This window comes from Occallatibacter sp. FHG110214_02 (assembly GCF_059115385.1).
This window is the reverse complement of record NZ_JBZYWK010000017.1, coordinates 58,498-76,883: the sequence shown is the minus strand read 5'-3', so window position 1 is coordinate 76,883 and position 18,386 is coordinate 58,498. Positions and strand designations below refer to the sequence as shown.

The 18,386-nt window shown below is 57.3% G+C and carries 16 protein-coding genes and 1 pseudogene; 13 read left to right on the top strand and 4 right to left on the bottom strand.

Features of this window, described 5'->3' with window-relative positions; genetic code table 11:
• Window positions 1–68: 68 nt before the first annotated feature.
• The 8 genes and pseudogenes from AC5S3R_RS14755 (at window position 69) to AC5S3R_RS14720 (ending at window position 7,163) form a co-directional block, all read left to right on the top strand.
• Entirely contained in the window at window positions 69–2,180 is a 2,112-nt protein-coding gene (locus tag AC5S3R_RS14755; protein ID WP_494267855.1) for a M28 family metallopeptidase, read from the top strand.
• 509 nt (window positions 2,181–2,689) lie between these two features.
• Window positions 2,690–3,193, top strand: a complete 504-nt coding sequence (locus AC5S3R_RS14750) for a cytochrome c maturation protein CcmE (protein WP_494267854.1) — start codon at window positions 2,690–2,692, stop codon at window positions 3,191–3,193.
• Between the two features lie 4 nt (window positions 3,194–3,197).
• Complete coding sequence (gene ccmA, locus AC5S3R_RS14745) at window positions 3,198–3,869, top strand: heme ABC exporter ATP-binding protein CcmA (protein WP_494267853.1); 672 nt, start codon at window positions 3,198–3,200, stop codon at window positions 3,867–3,869.
• Complete coding sequence (gene ybaK, locus AC5S3R_RS14740) at window positions 3,866–4,369, top strand: Cys-tRNA(Pro) deacylase (protein ID WP_494267852.1); 504 nt, start codon at window positions 3,866–3,868, stop codon at window positions 4,367–4,369. The genes ccmA and ybaK overlap by 4 nt, the downstream gene beginning before the upstream one ends.
• Window positions 4,369–5,034, top strand: a complete 666-nt coding sequence (locus tag AC5S3R_RS14735; RefSeq protein WP_494267851.1) for a heme exporter protein CcmB — start codon at window positions 4,369–4,371, stop codon at window positions 5,032–5,034. The genes ybaK and AC5S3R_RS14735 overlap by 1 nt, the downstream gene beginning before the upstream one ends.
• A 95-nt stretch (window positions 5,035–5,129) precedes the next feature.
• Window positions 5,130–5,852 (top strand): annotated as a pseudogene (locus AC5S3R_RS14730) (cytochrome c biogenesis protein); the annotation flags it as partial.
• A gap of 17 nt (window positions 5,853–5,869) precedes the next feature.
• Window positions 5,870–6,022 (top strand): hypothetical protein, encoded by a 153-nt coding sequence (locus AC5S3R_RS14725; protein ID WP_494267849.1) that lies wholly within the window; start codon window positions 5,870–5,872, stop codon window positions 6,020–6,022.
• Window positions 6,012–7,163: a YVTN family beta-propeller repeat protein gene (locus tag AC5S3R_RS14720; protein WP_494267848.1), complete on the top strand. Its 1,152-nt coding sequence runs from the start codon at window positions 6,012–6,014 to the stop codon at window positions 7,161–7,163. The genes AC5S3R_RS14725 and AC5S3R_RS14720 overlap by 11 nt, the downstream gene beginning before the upstream one ends.
• Window positions 7,164–7,166: 3 nt before the next feature.
• Here the strand turns inward: AC5S3R_RS14720 and AC5S3R_RS14715 are convergent, their stop codons facing one another.
• Window positions 7,167–8,114: a YihY/virulence factor BrkB family protein gene (locus tag AC5S3R_RS14715; RefSeq protein ID WP_494267846.1), complete on the bottom strand. Its 948-nt coding sequence runs from the start codon at window positions 8,112–8,114 to the stop codon at window positions 7,167–7,169.
• A gap of 348 nt (window positions 8,115–8,462) precedes the next feature.
• On the opposite strand from AC5S3R_RS14715, the gene AC5S3R_RS14710 reads away from it, so the two are divergent.
• A complete protein-coding gene (locus AC5S3R_RS14710; RefSeq protein WP_494267845.1) occupies window positions 8,463–8,669 on the top strand; it encodes a cold-shock protein in 207 nt (68 codons plus the stop codon).
• 39 nt (window positions 8,670–8,708) lie between these two features.
• On the opposite strand, the gene queG is transcribed toward AC5S3R_RS14710, so the two are convergent.
• Complete coding sequence (gene queG / locus AC5S3R_RS14705; protein ID WP_494267844.1) at window positions 8,709–9,914, bottom strand: tRNA epoxyqueuosine(34) reductase QueG; 1,206 nt, start codon at window positions 9,912–9,914, stop codon at window positions 8,709–8,711.
• A gap of 230 nt (window positions 9,915–10,144) precedes the next feature.
• Between queG and AC5S3R_RS14700 the strand changes: the two genes are divergently transcribed.
• Window positions 10,145–10,498, top strand: a complete 354-nt coding sequence (locus tag AC5S3R_RS14700; RefSeq protein WP_494267843.1) for an STAS domain-containing protein — start codon at window positions 10,145–10,147, stop codon at window positions 10,496–10,498.
• 130 nt (window positions 10,499–10,628) lie between these two features.
• Here the strand turns inward: AC5S3R_RS14700 and AC5S3R_RS14695 are convergent, their stop codons facing one another.
• Window positions 10,629–10,766 (bottom strand): hypothetical protein, encoded by a 138-nt coding sequence (locus AC5S3R_RS14695; protein WP_494267842.1) that lies wholly within the window; start codon window positions 10,764–10,766, stop codon window positions 10,629–10,631.
• Between the two features lie 14 nt (window positions 10,767–10,780).
• Here AC5S3R_RS14695 and ppdK point away from each other — a divergent pair, with 14 nt between their 5' ends.
• Window positions 10,781–13,537 carry a pyruvate, phosphate dikinase gene (ppdK, locus tag AC5S3R_RS14690; RefSeq protein WP_494267841.1) on the top strand — a complete coding sequence of 919 codons (2,757 nt, stop codon included), beginning with the start codon at window positions 10,781–10,783 and terminating at the stop codon, window positions 13,535–13,537.
• Window positions 13,538–13,589: 52 nt separating this feature from the next.
• Here ppdK and AC5S3R_RS14685 read toward each other — a convergent pair whose 3' ends face one another.
• Window positions 13,590–14,732: a VWA domain-containing protein gene (locus tag AC5S3R_RS14685; RefSeq protein ID WP_494267840.1), complete on the bottom strand. Its 1,143-nt coding sequence runs from the start codon at window positions 14,730–14,732 to the stop codon at window positions 13,590–13,592.
• A gap of 244 nt (window positions 14,733–14,976) precedes the next feature.
• Between AC5S3R_RS14685 and AC5S3R_RS14680 the strand changes: the two genes are divergently transcribed.
• Window positions 14,977–16,656: a phospholipase C gene (locus AC5S3R_RS14680; protein ID WP_494267839.1), complete on the top strand. Its 1,680-nt coding sequence runs from the start codon at window positions 14,977–14,979 to the stop codon at window positions 16,654–16,656.
• 101 nt (window positions 16,657–16,757) lie between these two features.
• Window positions 16,758–18,365, top strand: a complete 1,608-nt coding sequence (locus AC5S3R_RS14675; protein ID WP_494267838.1) for a multicopper oxidase family protein — start codon at window positions 16,758–16,760, stop codon at window positions 18,363–18,365.
• The last annotated feature ends 21 nt before the right edge of the window (window positions 18,366–18,386 follow it).

The window sequence follows — 18,386 nt, the reverse complement described above, 5'->3', positions numbered from 1 at the left end:
CGCGCAAGGTTAGACTGTTTCTCAAGCATTTGCTTCCCTCCATCTCAAAACAAAGGGTCGATCTCACGATGACGCGTAGACCGCTCGCAGTCCTTCTCTCATGCTCGCTTTTTGCAGGCGTTGCACCGGCTCAATCTCCATCGCAGGCCACGCCGTTCGGCTACAAGGATTTCGCAAAGGAATCCAAAATCGAGTCCAGCTTTCTCACCGTGCCAGACGCCAAACTCGCCGGAGAAGAGCTGAAGACCCTCACCGCCAAGCCTCACCTCGCTGCTACGCCAGAAGATCATGAGACAGCGGAATATGTGGCGTCGAAGTTTCGCGCCGCCGGACTCGAAACCGAAATTGTCCCCTACCGCGTCCGCCTCAACCAGCCGAAAGAAGTAAAAATCGAAGCCTATGGCCCCGACGGCAAGCTGCTGGTCACAGGCCCCCAGCGCGAGCACACCGGCAGCGACCCCTTCGAGGACAACCCACGCGTCGTAATGCCCTTCAACGGCTCATCAGGGCAAGGCGACGTAACCGGCGAAGTAGTCTACGCAAACTATGGCCGCCTCGAAGACTACGACAAGCTGGCCGCCGACCACGTAGACCTGCACGGAAAGATCGTGATCTGCCGCTATGGCGGAAACTTCCGCGGCATCAAGGTCATGATCGCGCAGCGCCGCGGCGCGGCTGGCGTGCTCATCTACAGCGACCCCTGGGATGACGGCTACTATCGTGGCGACGCTTACCCCAACGGCCCCTGGCGTCCGGAAAGCGCCGTGCAGCGCGGCTCCGTGCAGTTCCTCTCCATGTATCCCGGCGACGCGGAAACTCCCGGCGTAGCCTCCACGCTCGACCTCCCGGACTCCGCGCGCAAATCGCCGGAAGGCAACGAGCCAAAGATTCCCTCCATTCCCATCAGTTACCACGATGCAGCCCCAATTCTGGCCGCGTTGAGAGGGCCAAGCGTCCCGCAAAACTGGCAGGGCGCACTTCCCTTCCGCTACCACGTCGGCCCCAGCGGGGTGAAGGTCCACATGGTCAGCGTGCAGGACTATCAGCGCCGCATCATCTGGGACGTAATCGGCAAAGTAAAAGGCTCCGAGCTGCCCGATGACCTCGTAGTCGCAGGCAATCACCGCGACGCCTGGGTATACGGCGCAGTAGACCCCAACAGCGGCACCGCCGCCATGCTCGAAGCCGTGCACGGCGTAGGCACCCTACTCAAGCAGGGTTGGAAGCCCAAGCGCACACTAATCTTCGCAAGCTGGGACGCCGAAGAAGAAGGCCTCGTCGGCTCAACCGAGTGGGTCGAGCAGCATGAAAAGATGCTAGCCAACGCCGTTGCCTACTTCAATATGGACGTAGCCGTCTCAGGACCAAACTTTGAAGCGTCAGCGGTGCCATCACTCAAGCAGTTCGTGCGCGAAGTAACGCATGAAGTGCCTTCCCCCGCTGGCGGAACCGTCTACGAAGTCTGGCGGCGTGCACGCCCGGAAGAGAACGAGCATCGCGCCTCCAACGCCTCCGCAGAGGGAGAAGTCCGCGTAGGCGACCTCGGCTCCGGCTCAGACTTCACACCGTTCCTGCAACACGTGGGCGTGCCTTCCACAGACGTAGGCTCAGGCGGCGCATACGGCGTCTATCATTCGGTCTTCGATAACTACGCATGGTTCACCATGAACGCCGACCCGCACTTCGTCTACCTGCAGGAGATGGCGCGCGTCTTTGGCCTCGAAGCCATTCGCATGGCAGACACTGACGTGCTGCCCTACGACTATCCTGCCTATGCACGCGAGATTGCCGCCTATGTGGAGACCGCAAAGCGCAAAGCCTCAGACGCAAAGCTAAGCGGCATAGAGTTCGGCCCCGCCCTGGCCGCTGCTGAGCGCTTCAAGCAGGCAGCCGCAAAAGCCAAGAGCCTGCAATCCGCCCCTCCCGCAGACCCCGGCAAGCTGAACCACGCCCTGCGCTCGGCAGAAGTCGCCTTCATCTCCCCGGCAGGCCTGCCCAACCGCCCCTGGTACAAGCACACCATCTACGCCCCCGGCGAATTCACCGGCTACGCAGCCGTAGTAATCCCCGGCGTAAATGAAGCAATCGAAGCCAAGGACGCCCCGCGCACAGAGGAGCAGCTAAAGGTCCTGACCGAAGCCCTGGACAAGGCCGCAACCGCCCTCAACGGCGCAGAATAACAAACAGGGCCCGGCCTGACCTCAACTGGGCCCTGTGGAAAATCCTTGTCAAGCCCCAAGGCAGGAAATATTTTCTAACTCCTTGATTCCATTGCGCAAAATTCTTCTCTGAATTTGCGCTCAATTAAGCCAAACCTGCCACAATAGAATCAGCAGCAGAAAACGGCCCGATTCCAACCGGAATCGGGCCGTTCTGTTTTCCCGCTAACCTGCTAACTCGCTAACTCAAAAGAAAGGAGAACCCGATGCCGTCGATGACAGGCCCAATCCTCTGTAACCTGCCCTCCGCACAGTTCCACAGTTCCGGCATAAAGAAACTGCACAGCCGCTGTGCAGCCGCCCACAACCATCACAAAACAAACAGCCTGGAAAACCACCCCACTGTGCGCATCACACACGGCGTCTTTTCTTCCCTTACACGAGCCCCGAAAAACAAGCGTGATTCCCATCACCCCAGAATGGTTGACCCTGGCGGGTACGGCTCGTATCTTTATACACAGAAGACTTCTATGAAACTCTCATCGAGCAGCGTGCGAATCGGCCTGGCAGTGGCCGTAATTGTAGGTACGATTGGGTGGCTGGCCTGGTCCGGCTATGGAGCCAGCAAAAGCTACTACGTGACGATTGCAGAACTGCGCGGAATGGGCAACAAAGCCTTCTCCAGCAACCTGCGCGTAGAGGGCTTCGTGCAGCCCGGCACCATTGAGCAGAACGGCACCCACGTGACGTTCGTGCTGAATGAGTTTGAGAGCCACACCGAGAAGGCTGCAAACGGTCGTCTTCTCAAGGTGGAGTACAAAGGCTCGGAGCCGCCCCCCGATACCTTCAAAGATAACTCTCAGGCCCTTGCAATGGGCACCTTTGGCCACGACGGCGTCTTCCATGCGAACACGCTGCAAGCCAAGTGCGCCAGCAAGTACGCGCCAACGCAGCCCGGAGCAGCACCCGCCACAGCCGCCCCGCGCGCAGCAGTTTCCGCTCCCGCCATGCCCACATCCGGAGCCGCGAACTAACAGCATGGAGAGCGCGGCAAGTTCAACGGGCTGCGCACGGCTCGACAATGTCTCCAAGCTATTCGGTTCCTTCGCAGCCCTGCGCCAGGTAAGCGCAGAACTGCAAGCGGGCAAGTGCTACGTGCTCGTCGGAGAAAACGGCGCAGGCAAATCCACCCTGCTCAGAATTCTCGCCGGCCTCCTGCGCCCCACCCACGGAACCATACAGGTATTCGGCGAAAACGAACCGCACGCCGTACGCGAACGCATCGGCTACATGAGCCACGCGCCCATGCTCTACGACGAACTCACAGGCGAGGAGAACCTGCAGTATTTCGCCCAGCTCTACACAGGCCGCCAGTGCTTATCCCCCGCGGACGCACTGCGGCAAGTAGGCCTCGACCCGCAATTGAAGCGTACCCTCGGGCAATACTCGCAGGGAATGCGCCAGCGAGCCTCGCTCGCTCGCGTCCTGCTGGCGCAACCAGAATTGCTCCTTCTCGACGAACCCTTTTCCAATATGGACGTGGAGTCCGTAGCGCAAATGGTGGAGTTACTCGCAGGTTTTCGGCAAACAAACCGCACAATTGTGCTGACCACGCACCAGCGCGAGCACGCCGCCCCAATCGCGGATTTTGTACTGACACTGAAAGCAGGCCGCGTAGACAGCTTTGGCCCCGGAGCACCGACACTATGAAGACCAACGGTGCGCGATTTCTCGAAACACTAGGCATCCCCTTCGAGCTAAGCGAGTACGAAGTAGACCCGGAAGACCTCTCCGCCACGACAGTAGCAAAGAAGATAGGCATGCCCCCGGAGCAGGTTTTCAAAACCCTGCTGACCACAGGCGGCCCGGGCGTATTTGTCTTCGCAGTAATTCCCGGCGACGCCGAGCTGGACTTCAAAAAGCTGGCGCGTGCAGCAGGCCTGCGCAAAGCCGAAATGGTATCGCTCAAAGAAGTACAGCCACTGACCGGATACATCCGCGGCGGTGTAACAATCTTCGGAGCAAAGAAGAACTTCCCCGTTTTCGTAGACGAAACTGTAATTCTGTTCGACAAAATCAGCGTCTCAGCCGGAGCGCGCGGCACGCAAATTCTGATAGCGCCAGACGATTACCTGAAAGCCGCTGCCGCTCTCGATGTACCTGTAGAAACCGCCGATTTAACCAAGTCCACAGCAGGCGGTGCAGCATAATGAACGCAGTCTGGACACACCTCGTAAAAGACCTGCGCATCGAATGGCGCTCCAAAGAAGCCATCAACTCGATGCTCTTCTTCGCGCTGCTCGTTGTAGTGGTCTTTTCGCTCGCCTTTGACCCGCGTGGCTCGTTCGCACGAGAGATTGCCGGCGGCGTGCTATGCGTAGCCACGCTGTTCGCCTCGTCCAGTTCGCTCAATCAGGCATGGGCACGGGAGATTCGCCATCAAGTGCTCGACGCGCAGCGCATGGCTCCCTCATCGGGCGCAGCACTATTCCTTGCAAAAGCACTGGCAAATTTTCTGTTCGTAGAGATTGTCCAGCTACTACTAGCGCCAGTCTTTCTGGTCTTCTACAACCTGCGCGTGGAAGGCAATGCGTGGCTGCTGGCGCTGGTGCTCCCGTTAGGCACATGGGCTTTAGTGGCAAACGGCACGTTCTTCGCGGCGCTCTCCATTCGCAGCCGAAACCGCGAACTTCTATTGCCGTTAATCCTCTTCCCCATCTTTATTCCGGCACTGTTAGCAATGGTGCTTTCGGTCACCGCAATTCTTACAGGCGAGAGCGACCCTACACTGTGGATCAAGCTTCTCGTTGGTTACGACATCATTTTTACAACAGTATGCCTGCTGCTGTTTGATGTAGTGCTGCATGCGGAGTAATATCTGCAACTTGAGATGGAGACCCGGAACATAGCAGGGACGTAAACTGGTACTTCCGGCAGCAAAAGAAAGCTCACCCGGCACGCAAACCGGAGCGGATGGAACAAATGAAAAAGATTGCGATTGGCACATACGTTGTTGCAGTGATTGCGCTGATGATCTGGGGCTTTTATCAGGCCATCTACGTTGCGCCGGACGAACAGACGATGCACGAGGTGCAGCGCATCTTCTACTACCACGTGCCTTCGGCAATGCTGGCGTTCTTGTTTTTCGCCATCAGCCTACTGGGCTCGGTTGGCTTTCTCACATGGCGTCGCACTAGGCCGGAGTGGGCACAGGCAGCGGATGCGTGGGCACTCGCCGGAGCGGAAGTCGGCGTAGTTTTCTGCACAGTTGTGCTGATTACCGGCCCGCTGTGGGGACGCCGTGCATGGGGCATCTGGTGGACGTGGGATGCACGGCTGACGACAACAACCGTGCTGTGGTTGATTTACGTAAGCTACCTGCTGCTGCGGCGTTTTGCCTCAGGGCCGCAGGTGCAAACACTGGCCGCGGTGCTGGGTATCTTTGGCGCGCTCGATGTACCGATTGTTTACATGTCGAACCGTTGGTGGAGAACGCAACATCCCGCTCCGGTCTTCGGCGGCGATTCCGATTCCGGCATCAAGGACCCCAAGATGCTGGCAGCCTTTGGATGGAATGTGCTCGCGTGGCTGGCATGGGGCCTGCTGATTCTTGGCCTGCGCTACGTAGTGGAGCGGCGGCAGCAGAAGATTGCGGAAGCAGAAGCGCTGGATGCGCTTGAGAGCCACGTATAACAGATAGGAATAGGAACATGGACCAGACAGCGATTCTCAATCACGAGTTTACGGTTGCGGCTTACGCGGTTACCTGGATTATTCAACTGGGTTACGTGGTGTGGCTGACGGTAAAGTGGCGCGCAACCAAGAAAGCAAAATCGACAGCGGCGGGAGCGAATGGCCGTTAAGAAACTCTTCCCCTGTTTTGCTTTTGGATTGGCCGCGCTCGGGCTGGCGGGATGCCGGCCGCATGACTTTCCGCAATATCCTGCAAACTATCGCGAATACGCCTACGTAACCAATAGCGTGAGCGGCACAGTCTCCGTGCTGGACGTAGTGAACATGCGCCTGGACCGCGAGATTGCCGTGGGACAAAATCCCGTTGCAGTAATGGCAAGCCCTAAGCGCAATGAAGTATATGTCGTGAACTCAGGCTCCAGCTCTGTCTCCGTAATCGACGCGGAAAAGAATGCAGTCGCAGCAACGATTCCCGTGCATAAGCAGCCGGTTTCCATTCATCTGGATGAGGACGGAAAGCTAGCCTATGTCGCAAATGCGGGATCGAACACCGTCTCCGTTGTTGACTTGGCTGCGCGGCGTGAAGTTGCCACCATTGGCGTAGGAGAAGAGCCCCGCGTAGCCAAAGTTTCTCCCGATGACAAAACTCTCATCGTCGCCAACCACAGCGGCAACTCCGTCAGCGTAATCGATGCGAAGTCCCGTCGCGTACGGGCGATTTTTGAAGGCTGCCCCGGCGCAAGCGACATAGTAATTCTGCCCGACTCTTCCAAAGCCTTTGCAGCATGCGGCGGCGGCCATCAGGTAATGGCAATCACGCTGGCTGCGGAAGCAAAAGCCGACAAGCCTGCGCGTACAGACAAGATGGAAGCGCTGCTCGATGTTGGGCGCGAGCCAGAGCATCTGACTCTAAAGCCGGATGGCGGCGAAATCTTCGTGCTGAACTCGCTCTCCAACTCCGTCTCCGAGATTTACAACACCACGGATGAGGTCGGCTCCACCTATCTGATTGGCGCTGCCCCCAAGGATGGAATTGTTACGCGGGACAACTCCCTGCTCTACGTGGCCAATGCGAATTCGCAGTTCGTCACAATCTATTCGATTGACGACGGCAAGCGCATCGACAAGGTACATGTGGGCGACGGGCCTTCTGCAATGGCATTTTCCGAGACAGGGCATCTGCTGTTCGTGGTTGATGCAGGCTCAGGAGACGTGGCGGCAATTCGCACGGCGTCGCGGTCGCTGTTCACCGTGCTCCCGGCAGGGCGCGGCCCAAATGCAATTGCGGTAAAGTCGTTCCGGATACAGTAGCCGTTACTCCTGATTGCCGTTGCCAATACGCGAAACGCTGAACTGCGCTCCCGCGAACAGAATCAGCCCGGAGATGTAAGCCCAGAAGAGCAGCCCTACCGAAACAAAGAACGGCCCATAGACGTGCGGCAGGTCCAGGTGCGGCAGTACGGCAGCAAAGATGTACTTAGCTCCCAGCCAGATGATGCCCGTAACGATAGCCGTACGCAACACAGGACGCCACGGCACTTTGCGATTCGGCAGCAGCCAGTAAATCGAGAAGAAGAAAAGAATGCAGGCTGCCCCGCTGCAGACGCCAAGCCACGCATAACTGACTGCGTTATAAAACCAGTTGTCTACCTTGTGGAACATAAGGAAGGCAAGCACAGCTCGCTGTGCGGTTCCAAGCGCAATGCTGGCCATACCCAGGATGACCATCCAGATGGCGAGCCCAAAGGCGACTACCTGGTTCATGAGGTAGTTGCGGCTTTTAGCCACGCCCCACGCCTGGTTGAGCGCAACTTCCAGCGGAAGAAAGATGCCCGTGCAGGAGATGAGAATGAACAGCAGAGAGACAAGCTGCACATGGCGCGGAACAAATAAACGCAAGTCCCCCTTGAAATGAGCCGAAGCCAGCGTGGGGAAATAGTTGTCCACTAGATCAGCGACAACACCAGCCATGGCCTGCGAGTGAAAGACCGAAAGCGAAAGTGTGTAAAGCAGGATAACGAATGGCACGAAGGATAGGATGGCATTCGCCGCAACGGAGAACGCGAAAGTATGCACTTCACTATCGAGCAGATAGTTGATAAGCGCGGCTCCGCTATGACGCAGGCGATACCACTTGGAAAGCTGCGGTGCAACGTCCGGAGGAGCAGGCGGACTGTCTATGGCGTCAACCACGCCTGCAGTGCTGACTTCCGGCTCCACTTCCGCCTGGGGCGATATACCGGAATTTGAGACATCTGCCATTCAATCATCCTTCTTCTTAGTGAAATCCCTCGCCGCTGGTCAGCACGAGAATCCTCGCAAAAAATACGTAATTCAAATGCAGGGGCTACTTTCAGAATACTGCGCGGAGTGGCCGTTTATAGCGCCTATAAGCGTTTGGACGTTGCCTCGATGAATTTTCCGCTTGCATCTATTTCAAAATGCTGCCATAAATGGAGCACACGCGCCAATCAGCACCCCATTACAAGCAAAAAATTGCGGAAGGTTGGCGTGTATCTCCCCTACGCAGTGCCTTTTCTCTCCGGGGCCACCCGGTGGGACGAGCAATAAAGATGTGCAGAGCTGTATCAGTTTACGAGGAGAAGCAGGATGAAGGAACAGGGTATTGTGAAGTGGTTTAACGGCGCAAAAGGTTATGGCTTTATTCAACGCTCCACCGGCGAAGACGTGTTTGTGCATTTTTCCGCTATCCAGGAAAAAGGCTACAAGACACTGAATGAGGGGGAACCCGTCGAATTTGAGTGCCAGCAAGGCCCCAAGGGGCTGAGCGCCGCAAACGTCCTGCGAGCTTCGTAAAAGCAAAGCGGCCTTCCCATGCAGGAGGCCGCAGGGCTCTCAGCGGTTTTCCGCAAGGTTTTTTTTCCCAGGTTGACACTCCGAATGATTGTTGAGTTTTGCCAACGCCCATTCCGCGGCGCTACGGACTCCTGCGTCTGTTTCCTGCGCCCAAAAGCGGAGCTGCTCAATGAAACGGGGCTGGTTGCTATTCCCCATTGCCACGGCAATGTTGCGGCGCAGCCCAGGAAAACCCGTGCGGCGAACCGGAGACCCATTGAAAGTTCGCTCGAAAGCCGCTTCATCCAGGGATGCCAACCAGTCAAGCGTGGGATTCACAAGCTCAGGTCGCGGGGCAAGGCTAGGATCGGCTTCAATGGGGCCTTTGCGCAATTGCTTAGCATTCCATGGACACACATCCTGGCAGATATCGCAGCCAAAAACCTGCCGCCCTGTCTGCTCCATGAGTGCAGGGGCAATGGGCCCCTTGTGCTCAATCGTCAGGTAAGCGATGCAACGCGTAGCGTCCATTGTGTATGGCGCAATGAGAGCATTGGTCGGACAGGCTTCAATGCAACGGCGGCATGTACCGCATCGGTCCGGGGCCGGGAGCTGCGCAGCCGGCATACTCTCCTCAGCCACATCCAGCGAAGTCAGAAGCACAGCCAAAAATGTATAGGAGCCATGGTCGGGATGAATAAGGCAGGTATTTTTAGCCTGCCACCCCAGACCCGCTGCAACCGCCAGCGAGCGTTCGACAACCGGCCCCGTATCAACGTAAGCACGGGATTCAAATTCGCCATACTTTTCGTGCAGCCGCGCTTCAATAGCCCGCAGCCGCTTCAACAAAACTTTGTGGTAATCGCTGGGCCGTCTCTGTCCGCGAAGCTGCCCTTCCGTATCTGTCTGGCTGGTGCAGGCATAGCGGGCAATCCATGCCGCATCTTCCGGCACGGGATCTATGGAACGGGGCTCTGCGCTGTTATAGCTGGCAGAACAAAGAATCGCCGAACGCACCCATGGAAAAGGAATGGTCACACGGGAACGGACAGGCTCACCAGCCTCATTCTGCCGGGCAAGATAGTGCATACTCCCGGCGCGCCCCTCGGAAAGCCACTTTGCAAAGCGATCCGCGTCGCGCTCTTCGTGCATGTGGGGCAAAGCCACAAGCCCCGCTTCCGTAAACCCTGCCTCAAGCGCAAGTGCGCGCGCAGCGCTGTGGCTCAGGAGCTTTGGGCTTGCAGACGGATTGGTGAAGCTTTGCAAAATGGAACCAATTCCCTTCTCGTTGCGTAATGATTTCCAGATGTCCGATAGCGGACAGTCCGCACAACAGCGTACAGCCAAAAGCAAGCTCCGGAAATACCGGAATGCGCGTATTCCCTTTAATTTGAGCATATTTGCCATGGGATACGTTTGGCATCCGGCGTGCACAACATAAGACGTGCATATTTGCCGGATAGGCAATTGGCATAGCTGGAAAGGAGATTTTGAAAATGTATATCGTCAGAAATGGAGATGGAAGCGTGCAGGTGAAGGCACCAGAACAGATTACCGAACTGGTTCGCGGCAGTGATCTCGCACTCGTAGCCTGCATAGAGCCGCTGGTGCGTTCGGGCCACGTCACTCTGGACTGCAGAACAATTGAACGCATGGACGCCGCCGGCATTGCAGCGCTGATTACGCTCTACGGAGTTGCGCAAGAAAACGGCAATGCATTTCGCGTGTGCAATCTGAGGACGCATGTAGCGGAAATTCTGGCTCTTGTAGGCCTTGACCGCATTCTGGTTGCGCAGGGGGACTGCTATGATTCGCACCCCTGCGGTGCCTTTGCGCAGACCGCCGCGTAAGGCTGTGCAAGGCCTTGCGCGCGGCCTTCTTCTACCCGCATACGGGCTTTTTCATACCTCTTTTTACCGGCTTCAAAACAAACCCCACGCTGTGACCCGCAACACAGCCAACCGCATTCACACAGGCCTATCACGTAACCATCGCGTGGCGCGGCCTGCTTTGCAGGATGATTCGCACACGCCCAGCCTCGAATGGTCCACCCGTGCTGGAGGCTGAGCTACCAAGCCCCTCACTCTTCATGCGACTGGCTCCGCGCGAAATTCGCACGGAGGCATCCTTCCATGGCATACGGCGTTCTGGAACATCCGCCTGTCAGCGAGACAGGCGCACCCACATCCACATCTGGGACAACCACCCGATATGTCTACTTCTTCGGCAACGGCTCTGCCGACGGCAATGGGCGCATGAAAGACGCGCTCGGGGGTAAAGGCTCCGGGCTTGCGGAGATGACCAACGCAGGCCTGCCCGTTCCGCCGGGATTCACAATTCAGACAGAGGCATGCCGCGAGTTCATGCAGGGCATAATCTCTCCCCACATGGAGTCGGAGACAATCACCGCATTAGCAAAGCTCGAAAAGCTACAGGGGCAAAAGCTGGGCGCGGGAGAAAACCCACTGCTGGTCTCCGTGCGCTCCGGGGCAAAGTTCTCCATGCCCGGCATGATGGACACGATTCTGAACCTTGGACTCAATGACAAGTCTGTAGAAGCGCTGGCACGGCACATGAGCGATGCGCGCTTTGCATACGATTCATACCGGCGGCTAATCCAGATGTTCTGCGATGTAGTGCTGGAAATCCCCAAGAAGAAGTTTGAAGCAATCTTCGATGCAGTCAAGAAGCGCGAAGGCGTGAAGTTCGATTACGAACTACAGACGCCAGCGTTGAAAGAGATTGTTGCCGAATACAAGAAGTTAGTAAAGCACGAGACCGGCAAGGAGTTTCCGCAAAATCCGCTGGAGCAGTTGACGCAAGCTCGCGACGCGGTTTTTCGTAGTTGGAACAACGACCGCGCAAAGATTTACCGCCGCATTCATCATATTGACGAGCGACTGGGAACAGCCGTAAACGTGCAGGCAATGGTCTTCGGCAACATGGGCGAAAGCTCAGGAACCGGCGTAGGATTCACGCGCAACCCCGCAACGGGCGAACACACCTTCTTCGGCGAATACCTGACAAATGCACAAGGCGAAGACGTAGTCAGCGGAGTAAGAACACCGCAACCGATTCGCACGCTGCAAAAAGCAATGCCGCACGTCTACGACGAGCTATGCGCAATTACCCGCAAGATGGAAAAGCATTATCGCGACATGCAGGACTTTGAGTTCACCATCCAGGATGGCAAACTCTACATGCTGCAAACGCGCAACGGCAAGCGTACTGGACCCGCAGCAGTGCGCATCGCAATTGACATGGTGCGCGAAGGATTGATTACAGAAGAGGAAGCAATCCTGCGCGTCGAACCGAACCAGCTGTATGACTTCCTTGTACCTCGTCTGGAAGAAAAAGGCGTTGAGGTAGACGTAATTGCAACCGGCTTACCCGCCTCCCCTGGCGCGGCTGTCGGGCAGATTGTGTTCACCGCAGAAGATGCCGTGAAACACGCGAAGAAAGGCGATTACAAATCCATCATTCTTGTCCGCGATGAGACCACTCCGGAAGATATCGGCGGCATGGAAGTAGCTGCTGCAATTCTCACTTCGCGTGGCGGCATGACGAGCCATGCGGCAGTTGTCACACGCGGCATGGGCAAGTGCTGCGTAGCCGGCGCAGGCGGCATTCAAGTCGATGAGAAAAAGAAAGAGCTTCACGCAAAAGGCAAAATCTTCAAGCAGGGTGATTGGATCTCACTCGATGGCACAACAGGGCGCGTAATTGCCGGACAACTCCAGACAATCCCCGCCAAGCCGGACGATGCAGACCTCGTTCGCTTCATGCGCTGGGCAGACTGCAACCGCAAGCTCAAGGTGATGGCCAATGCGGATATTCCGCGCGATGCGGAACAGGCGCGGCTATTCGGCGCAGAAGGCATTGGACTCTGCCGCACGGAACACATGTTCTTTGCACCGGACCGCATTGAACACATGCGGGCAATGATCCTTGCGAGCGACGAGAAGCAGCGTCGCGAGGCCCTTGCAAGGCTGCTGCCAATGCAGCGCTCGGATTTCATCGGCCTCTTCAAAAGCATGGGCCCGCTGCCGGTTGTAATTCGTCTGCTGGACCCGCCGCTGCATGAGTTCCTGCCACAGCGCGAAGACCTGAAGCTTGAGATTGCGCACCTGATGGACACCAAGTCGCACTCTCCGAAATTGAAGGAGCTTCATGCCCTTCTGGAGCGCGTAGAAGAACTGCATGAGATGAACCCCATGCTCGGTCTGCGCGGCTGCAGACTTGGCATTGTCTATCCCGAAATCACGGAGATGCAGGCGCGAGCCATCTTTCAGGCTGCCGTGAATGTAAAGCAACACGGCGGAGATCCGCATCTCGAAATCATGGTCCCGCTGATTGCCACTGTGGAGGAGATGCGCAATCAGGCGTCCATAATCAAGCGCGTAGCTCGCGAGGTCTTCAAAGCAGAAGGCATCCGGCTCGACTACAAAGTAGGCACGATGATTGAGCTGCCGCGTGCGGTAATCATCGCCGACCAGATTGCAGAAGAGGCGGAGTTCTTCAGCTTTGGCACCAACGACCTGACGCAAACCACCTATGGCATCTCGCGCGATGACATCAACCAGTTCCTGCCTGCCTATGTCGAGCACGGCATCTTCAAGCAGGACCCGTTCGCCACGCTCGATCAGGCCGGAGTAGGCGCACTGGTAAAAACGGCCATCGCAAAAGGACGCACCACGCGGCCTCATCTTGAAGTGGGCATCTGCGGCGAACATGGCGGCGACCCTGAAACCGTGAAATTCTGCCACAGAATCGGGCTCAACTATGTATCGTGTTCACCCTTCCGGTTGTTGACGGCAAGGCTGGCTGCAGCACAGGCGGCACTCCAGGAAAAACTTGTGGGGCTAGACCTGTATAACGGCTCTCGCTAATCAGCAATCGGCGAAGCGGCAGGGGCAATCGGGCTATGCCCCTGCCGCTCTTTTACTTCCCTTCCGGGGCGTAGTAGCCTTCGCGCGTGGCCACGGTAAGGTCGTCCTTATTGGCCTTGAGCGCAATCTTGTGGAAGCCGCCCTCATTGTCCAGCTTGTCGGGCGTATAGGTAAGCAGATACTGGTTGCGCAGCTCGGCCTCAATCAGCTTGTAGATAGCGTCCAAGTCTTCTTTCTTCTTCGCTTCAAAAGCGTGGCCACCAGTGCGGTCGGCAATCTCCTGCATAATCTTCTTACCATCGATGCCGTTAGCACCCTGCGGCTGCCCGCCACGGTGACCGCCACCACCGGGCCATCCACCGCCGCCTCCGGGATACCCTCCCCCGCGATGACCTCCGCCGGGGAAGCCGCCGCCATTACCAAATCCGTGCTCCTGCTCGCCCTTGAAGTAGATGGTGTAAATAACCACATTGGCGCGGTCAGCCGCATCAATCGCTTCATTCAGCGTCTCTTTGCTGCCGCGGTCCGCGCCGTCAGAAAAGATAACAAGCGCCTTGCGGCCATCTTTCGCCTTCATCAACTCATCCGACGAGAGATAAATCGCGTCATAAAGTTGCGTGCCTCCACGGCTGCGGCGTGGACGGTCTTCACCGTTGCCATTGTTGCCTCCACTGCTAGAGTCCGCGCCTTCATACTGCTCCTGGCGCGAAGCGCTCATATCGTCCAGTTCGTGGTGCAGCTTGTCGCGAGAGTTCGTGAAGTCCTGCAAAAGCTCCACCTCACGGTCAAAGTGCAGCAGAAATGCCTGGTCCTTACTGGTTGCCGGCGGAGCAGGCAGCATAAGATCGATAAAATTGCCCGTCGAGGTGCGAACCGACTGCATCACGTTGCTCATGCTGCGGCTTGTATCCACCAGCAGGCCAATGCGGAAAGGCAGGTTGGTTTCATGAGCAAAGCTCTTGATGACCTGGGGACGACCATCCTCCGTCAGCGTGAAGTCCGACTTTTGCAACGTGCTAATAAGCGCGCCATGCTTGTCGCGGACAGTAACGGGTAAAACCACTTCGCGGGCATTGATGTGCAGCGTAGCTTCCGGCGCGGATTTCTGGGCCTGACTAACGACAGCAAATGCCGCGAGAACCAAGGAGGGGAACAAGGATGCGATAGGGGCGCGCATAGACAATACAAGTCGCATGGTTTCGTCTAGTTAGACGCTGCAGGACCGCCTGAGTTGCGAAAACTTGGTGCTCCAGCACCTGGCCGCACCTCGAACATGACCAAAGGCGGTTCTACCTCTACGACGAAAGTAACTGTTACCGTGCCGGTTCAAGGTACTAAGGCCATCAATTCTTCTATCTGTCGCAAATCATTGACCATTTTTTCATGAGCACCCCTTGAGAATTGCCAAGCGCCCCAGAGGCGATTCTTTGGAGGTTACATTGAAAAAGCTTATAGCCGCGTCACTATCTACCTTGCTCACAACGGCTACCTTGCCGATGCCGGCTTTTGCAAACGGCGGCGGGGAACCCACAGCTACCCCCATCAAGCATCTGGTTGTTATCTTTCAGGAAAACGTCTCGTTCGACCACTATTTCGCCACCTATCCTTATGCGTTGAACCCCAAGGGCGAGCCCCGCTTTGTAGCCAAACCGGGTACGCCTTCCGTCAACGGGCTGTCTGGCGGCTTGCTGACCAACAATCCGAACTCCCTCAACGCCGCCAATGGCAGCGGCAAGACGAACCCCTTCCGCCTGGACCGCTCACAGGCCTTTACCGCCGATCAGGATCACGACTACACGCCTGAGCAGGCCGCCTTTGATTTCGGCCTGATGGATGCCTTCCCGCTTTCGGTCGGCACCGCCGGCCCGCCGCCAACTTCCGGCCCCAACTCGAACATCACCTCCACACAAGGCCTGACAATGGGCTACTACGACGGCAACACCGTCACGGCCTATTGGAACTACGCGCAGCGCTACGCCATCAGCGACAACTCCTATGACACGAACTTTGGCCCCTCCACCGACGGTGCCATCAACCTCATCTCCGGCCAGCTCAACGGCGTAACCGAGGATAACAACCCCGGCGGCGCAACAATTGACGACGGCAGCGGTGGACACACGCTCATCAGCGACGCGGACCCAGTCGGCGATGTCTGCTCTACAACGTCTGGCGAAACAGTGCGCTTTGGCGGCAGAAACATTGGCGATCTGCTGAATGCCCGCGGCATCAGCTGGGGCTTCTTCTCGGGCGGCTTTAACCTGAGCACGGTCAACTCGAACAAGAGCACGGGCTGCAAACGCAACAGCACGTCGCCGGTTTCGGGTGCAAACAAGGCGGATTACATTCCTCACCACCAGCCGTTCCAGTACTACACCTCGACGGCCAACCTGACCCACGCGCGCCCCTCGTCCGTTCACACCATCGGCGAGCAGGGAGACCGTGGCAACCACCAGTACGACCTGCAGGACTTCTTTGACGCGGTCAGCGCCGGAAACTTCCCTGCTGTCTCTTACCTCAAGGCTGTTGGCTACCAGGACGGTCACGCCGGCTACTCGACCCCGCTGGACGAGCAGACCTTCGTGGTAAACACCATCAACTTCCTGCAGAAGTCGCCGGAGTGGAACTCGACCGCCGTAATCATTGCTTATGATGACTCCGACGGTTGGTACGATCACCAGCTTGGCCAGATTGTGAACCAATCGGCCACGGCTGCGGATATCGTCAACGGCAAGCCCTCCTGCGGTACGGGAGAAGCTGCTCTGGCCGGTCCGTACACGCAGCATGCACAGGGCCGCTGCGGTTATGGTCCTCGCCTGCCACTGATCGTCATTTCGCCCTGGGCGAAGGGCAACTTTGTTGACCACACGATGACCGACCAGACCTCCGTTCTCCGATTTGTGGAAGACAACTGGCTCAACGGTGAGCGCATTGGACAGGGCTCTTTCGACGCACTGGCCAACTCGCTCAACAACCTGTTCGACTTCACGCATGAGTCGAATGCTGGGCCGTACATCCTCGATCCGAACACCGGACTCGTTCTTGCCAATGGCCAGGGTGGCTTTGGCGGCGGCTATGGTGGTGGATTTGGCGGTGGTTTCGGCGGCGGCTTCGGCTGGTAAGCTGGCTGCGTACGCAAGTGCGCAAGCAAACGAGAGCGGGGGCGCAATGCCCCCGCTCTTGTCATGTAAGCGTAACAAAGCGCTGATAGCTTGTTAAATCAATGATTACACGCCGCAGTTTTCTGAATAGGTCTGCATTGGCTGCCACGGGGCTCGCTGCCTCGCCATCCCTCTTCGCGCATCATGGAATGCACCAGGCATCGAATGTGCCGAACCTTGATGCGAGTAAATTGGCACGGTTTGTTGACCCGCTGCCAATGCTCGTGGTTGCCAAGCCTCAGGAACATCGCACAGCGCCCGGAGGCGCGCGAGTTCCCTACTATCGCGTGTCAATGCGGGAAATTGCGGCAAAGCTGCACCGCGACCTGCCCCCAACGCGCATGTGGTCGTATGGCGGCGCAGTACCAGGAGTTCTCTTTGATACGCGCAGCGGCGAAGGCCAACTGATCGAGTGGGCCAATGAACTTCCTCAGAAACATTTCATGCCCATCGACCACACCCTGCATGGCGCAGAGAAAGAGCTGCCGGAGGTGCGCGGCGTAGTCCATCTGCATGGCGGCAAAACTCCCGCCGAGAGCGATGGCTACCCCGAAGACTGGTATGTCCCCGGCAAGTCACGCACGTACTTTTATCCGAATGAACAAGACGCGGCGACGCTGTGGTATCACGACCACGCAATGGGAATTAACCGGCTGAATATCTATGCCGGAATGTTTGGGCTTTACCTCGTGCGCGATGCGGTTGAGGATGCGCTGAATCTGCCGAAGGGGCCATACGAAATTCCGCTGGTCCTCGCAGACCGCGACATGAAACCGGACGGCCAGCTAAGCTACCCGGTTTCTCCAGACGCCGAGCGGCCATGGGTGCCCGAAGCCTTCGGCGAGCTGCACATGGTCAATGGAAAGCTCTTCCCCTATCTCGACGTAGAGCCGCGAAAGTATCGATTCCGCGTCCTGAATGCAGCCAATGGGCGCTTCTACCGCCTCACTCTTTCAGGCGGCGGAACAATGCAGCAGATTGGCAGCGACCAGGGCCTGCTCGCTGCGCCAGTAACAGTAAAGTTTGTGCAGATGGCCCCGGGCGAGCGCGCAGATCTTGTAATTGATTTCTCCCATAGCCGTGGCGCAAAGATTCAGTTACAGAGCGAACCCTTCGGTCTTCTGGAATTTCGCGTTGGCACCACAGCCGTAACGGATACGAGCACGGTTCCTGCAACACTGCGCCCCATACAGCGCATCGCGGAATCAACAGCAGTGCGCACGCGGCGGCTGACGCTGGATGAAAACCTGAACCTGATTGCCGAGTCCATGGGCATGCTACTCAATAAGACGCCATGGCACGCGCCAATTACAGAAAAGCCAGTCCTGAACACAACCGAAATCTGGGAACTGGCAAATCTGACCGATGACACGCACCCGATTCACCTGCATCTTGTCCGCTTCCAGATTCTCGATCGCCGGCGCTTCGATGCCTTCGACTACACCTACAACAACAAGCTGCGCTACACCAGCGCGATTATGCCGCCAGATGCAAATGAGCTTGGCTGGAAGGACACGGTGCGCGTGAACTCACACACCGTCACACGCATCATTGTCCCCTTCACCGGCTACGCAGGCCGCTATGTGTGGCACTGCCATTTGCTGGAACATGAGGACAACGAGATGATGCGGCCTTACGAGGTTCTACCTGCGGGTTCGCAAGGCTCATAAAAGAGCTGGCTGGCTTTCCTA

What these genes read in the sequence shown, in the direction of transcription:
- AC5S3R_RS14755 (WP_494267855.1), top strand. Translation starts at nt 69, where the DNA reads ATGACGCGTAGACCGCTCGCAGTCCTTCTCTCATGCTCGCTTTTTGCA.
- AC5S3R_RS14750 (WP_494267854.1), top strand. Translation starts at nt 2,690, where the DNA reads ATGAAACTCTCATCGAGCAGCGTGCGAATCGGCCTGGCAGTGGCCGTA.
- ccmA (WP_494267853.1), top strand. Translation starts at nt 3,198, where the DNA reads ATGGAGAGCGCGGCAAGTTCAACGGGCTGCGCACGGCTCGACAATGTC.
- ybaK (WP_494267852.1), top strand. Translation starts at nt 3,866, where the DNA reads ATGAAGACCAACGGTGCGCGATTTCTCGAAACACTAGGCATCCCCTTC.
- AC5S3R_RS14735 (WP_494267851.1), top strand. Translation starts at nt 4,369, where the DNA reads ATGAACGCAGTCTGGACACACCTCGTAAAAGACCTGCGCATCGAATGG.
- AC5S3R_RS14725 (WP_494267849.1), top strand. Translation starts at nt 5,870, where the DNA reads ATGGACCAGACAGCGATTCTCAATCACGAGTTTACGGTTGCGGCTTAC.
- AC5S3R_RS14720 (WP_494267848.1), top strand. Translation starts at nt 6,012, where the DNA reads ATGGCCGTTAAGAAACTCTTCCCCTGTTTTGCTTTTGGATTGGCCGCG.
- AC5S3R_RS14715 (WP_494267846.1), bottom strand. Translation starts at nt 8,114, where the DNA reads ATGGCAGATGTCTCAAATTCCGGTATATCGCCCCAGGCGGAAGTGGAG.
- AC5S3R_RS14710 (WP_494267845.1), top strand. Translation starts at nt 8,463, where the DNA reads ATGAAGGAACAGGGTATTGTGAAGTGGTTTAACGGCGCAAAAGGTTAT.
- AC5S3R_RS14700 (WP_494267843.1), top strand. Translation starts at nt 10,145, where the DNA reads ATGTATATCGTCAGAAATGGAGATGGAAGCGTGCAGGTGAAGGCACCA.
- ppdK (WP_494267841.1), top strand. Translation starts at nt 10,781, where the DNA reads ATGGCATACGGCGTTCTGGAACATCCGCCTGTCAGCGAGACAGGCGCA.
- AC5S3R_RS14685 (WP_494267840.1), bottom strand. Translation starts at nt 14,732, where the DNA reads ATGCGACTTGTATTGTCTATGCGCGCCCCTATCGCATCCTTGTTCCCC.
- AC5S3R_RS14675 (WP_494267838.1), top strand. Translation starts at nt 16,758, where the DNA reads ATGATTACACGCCGCAGTTTTCTGAATAGGTCTGCATTGGCTGCCACG.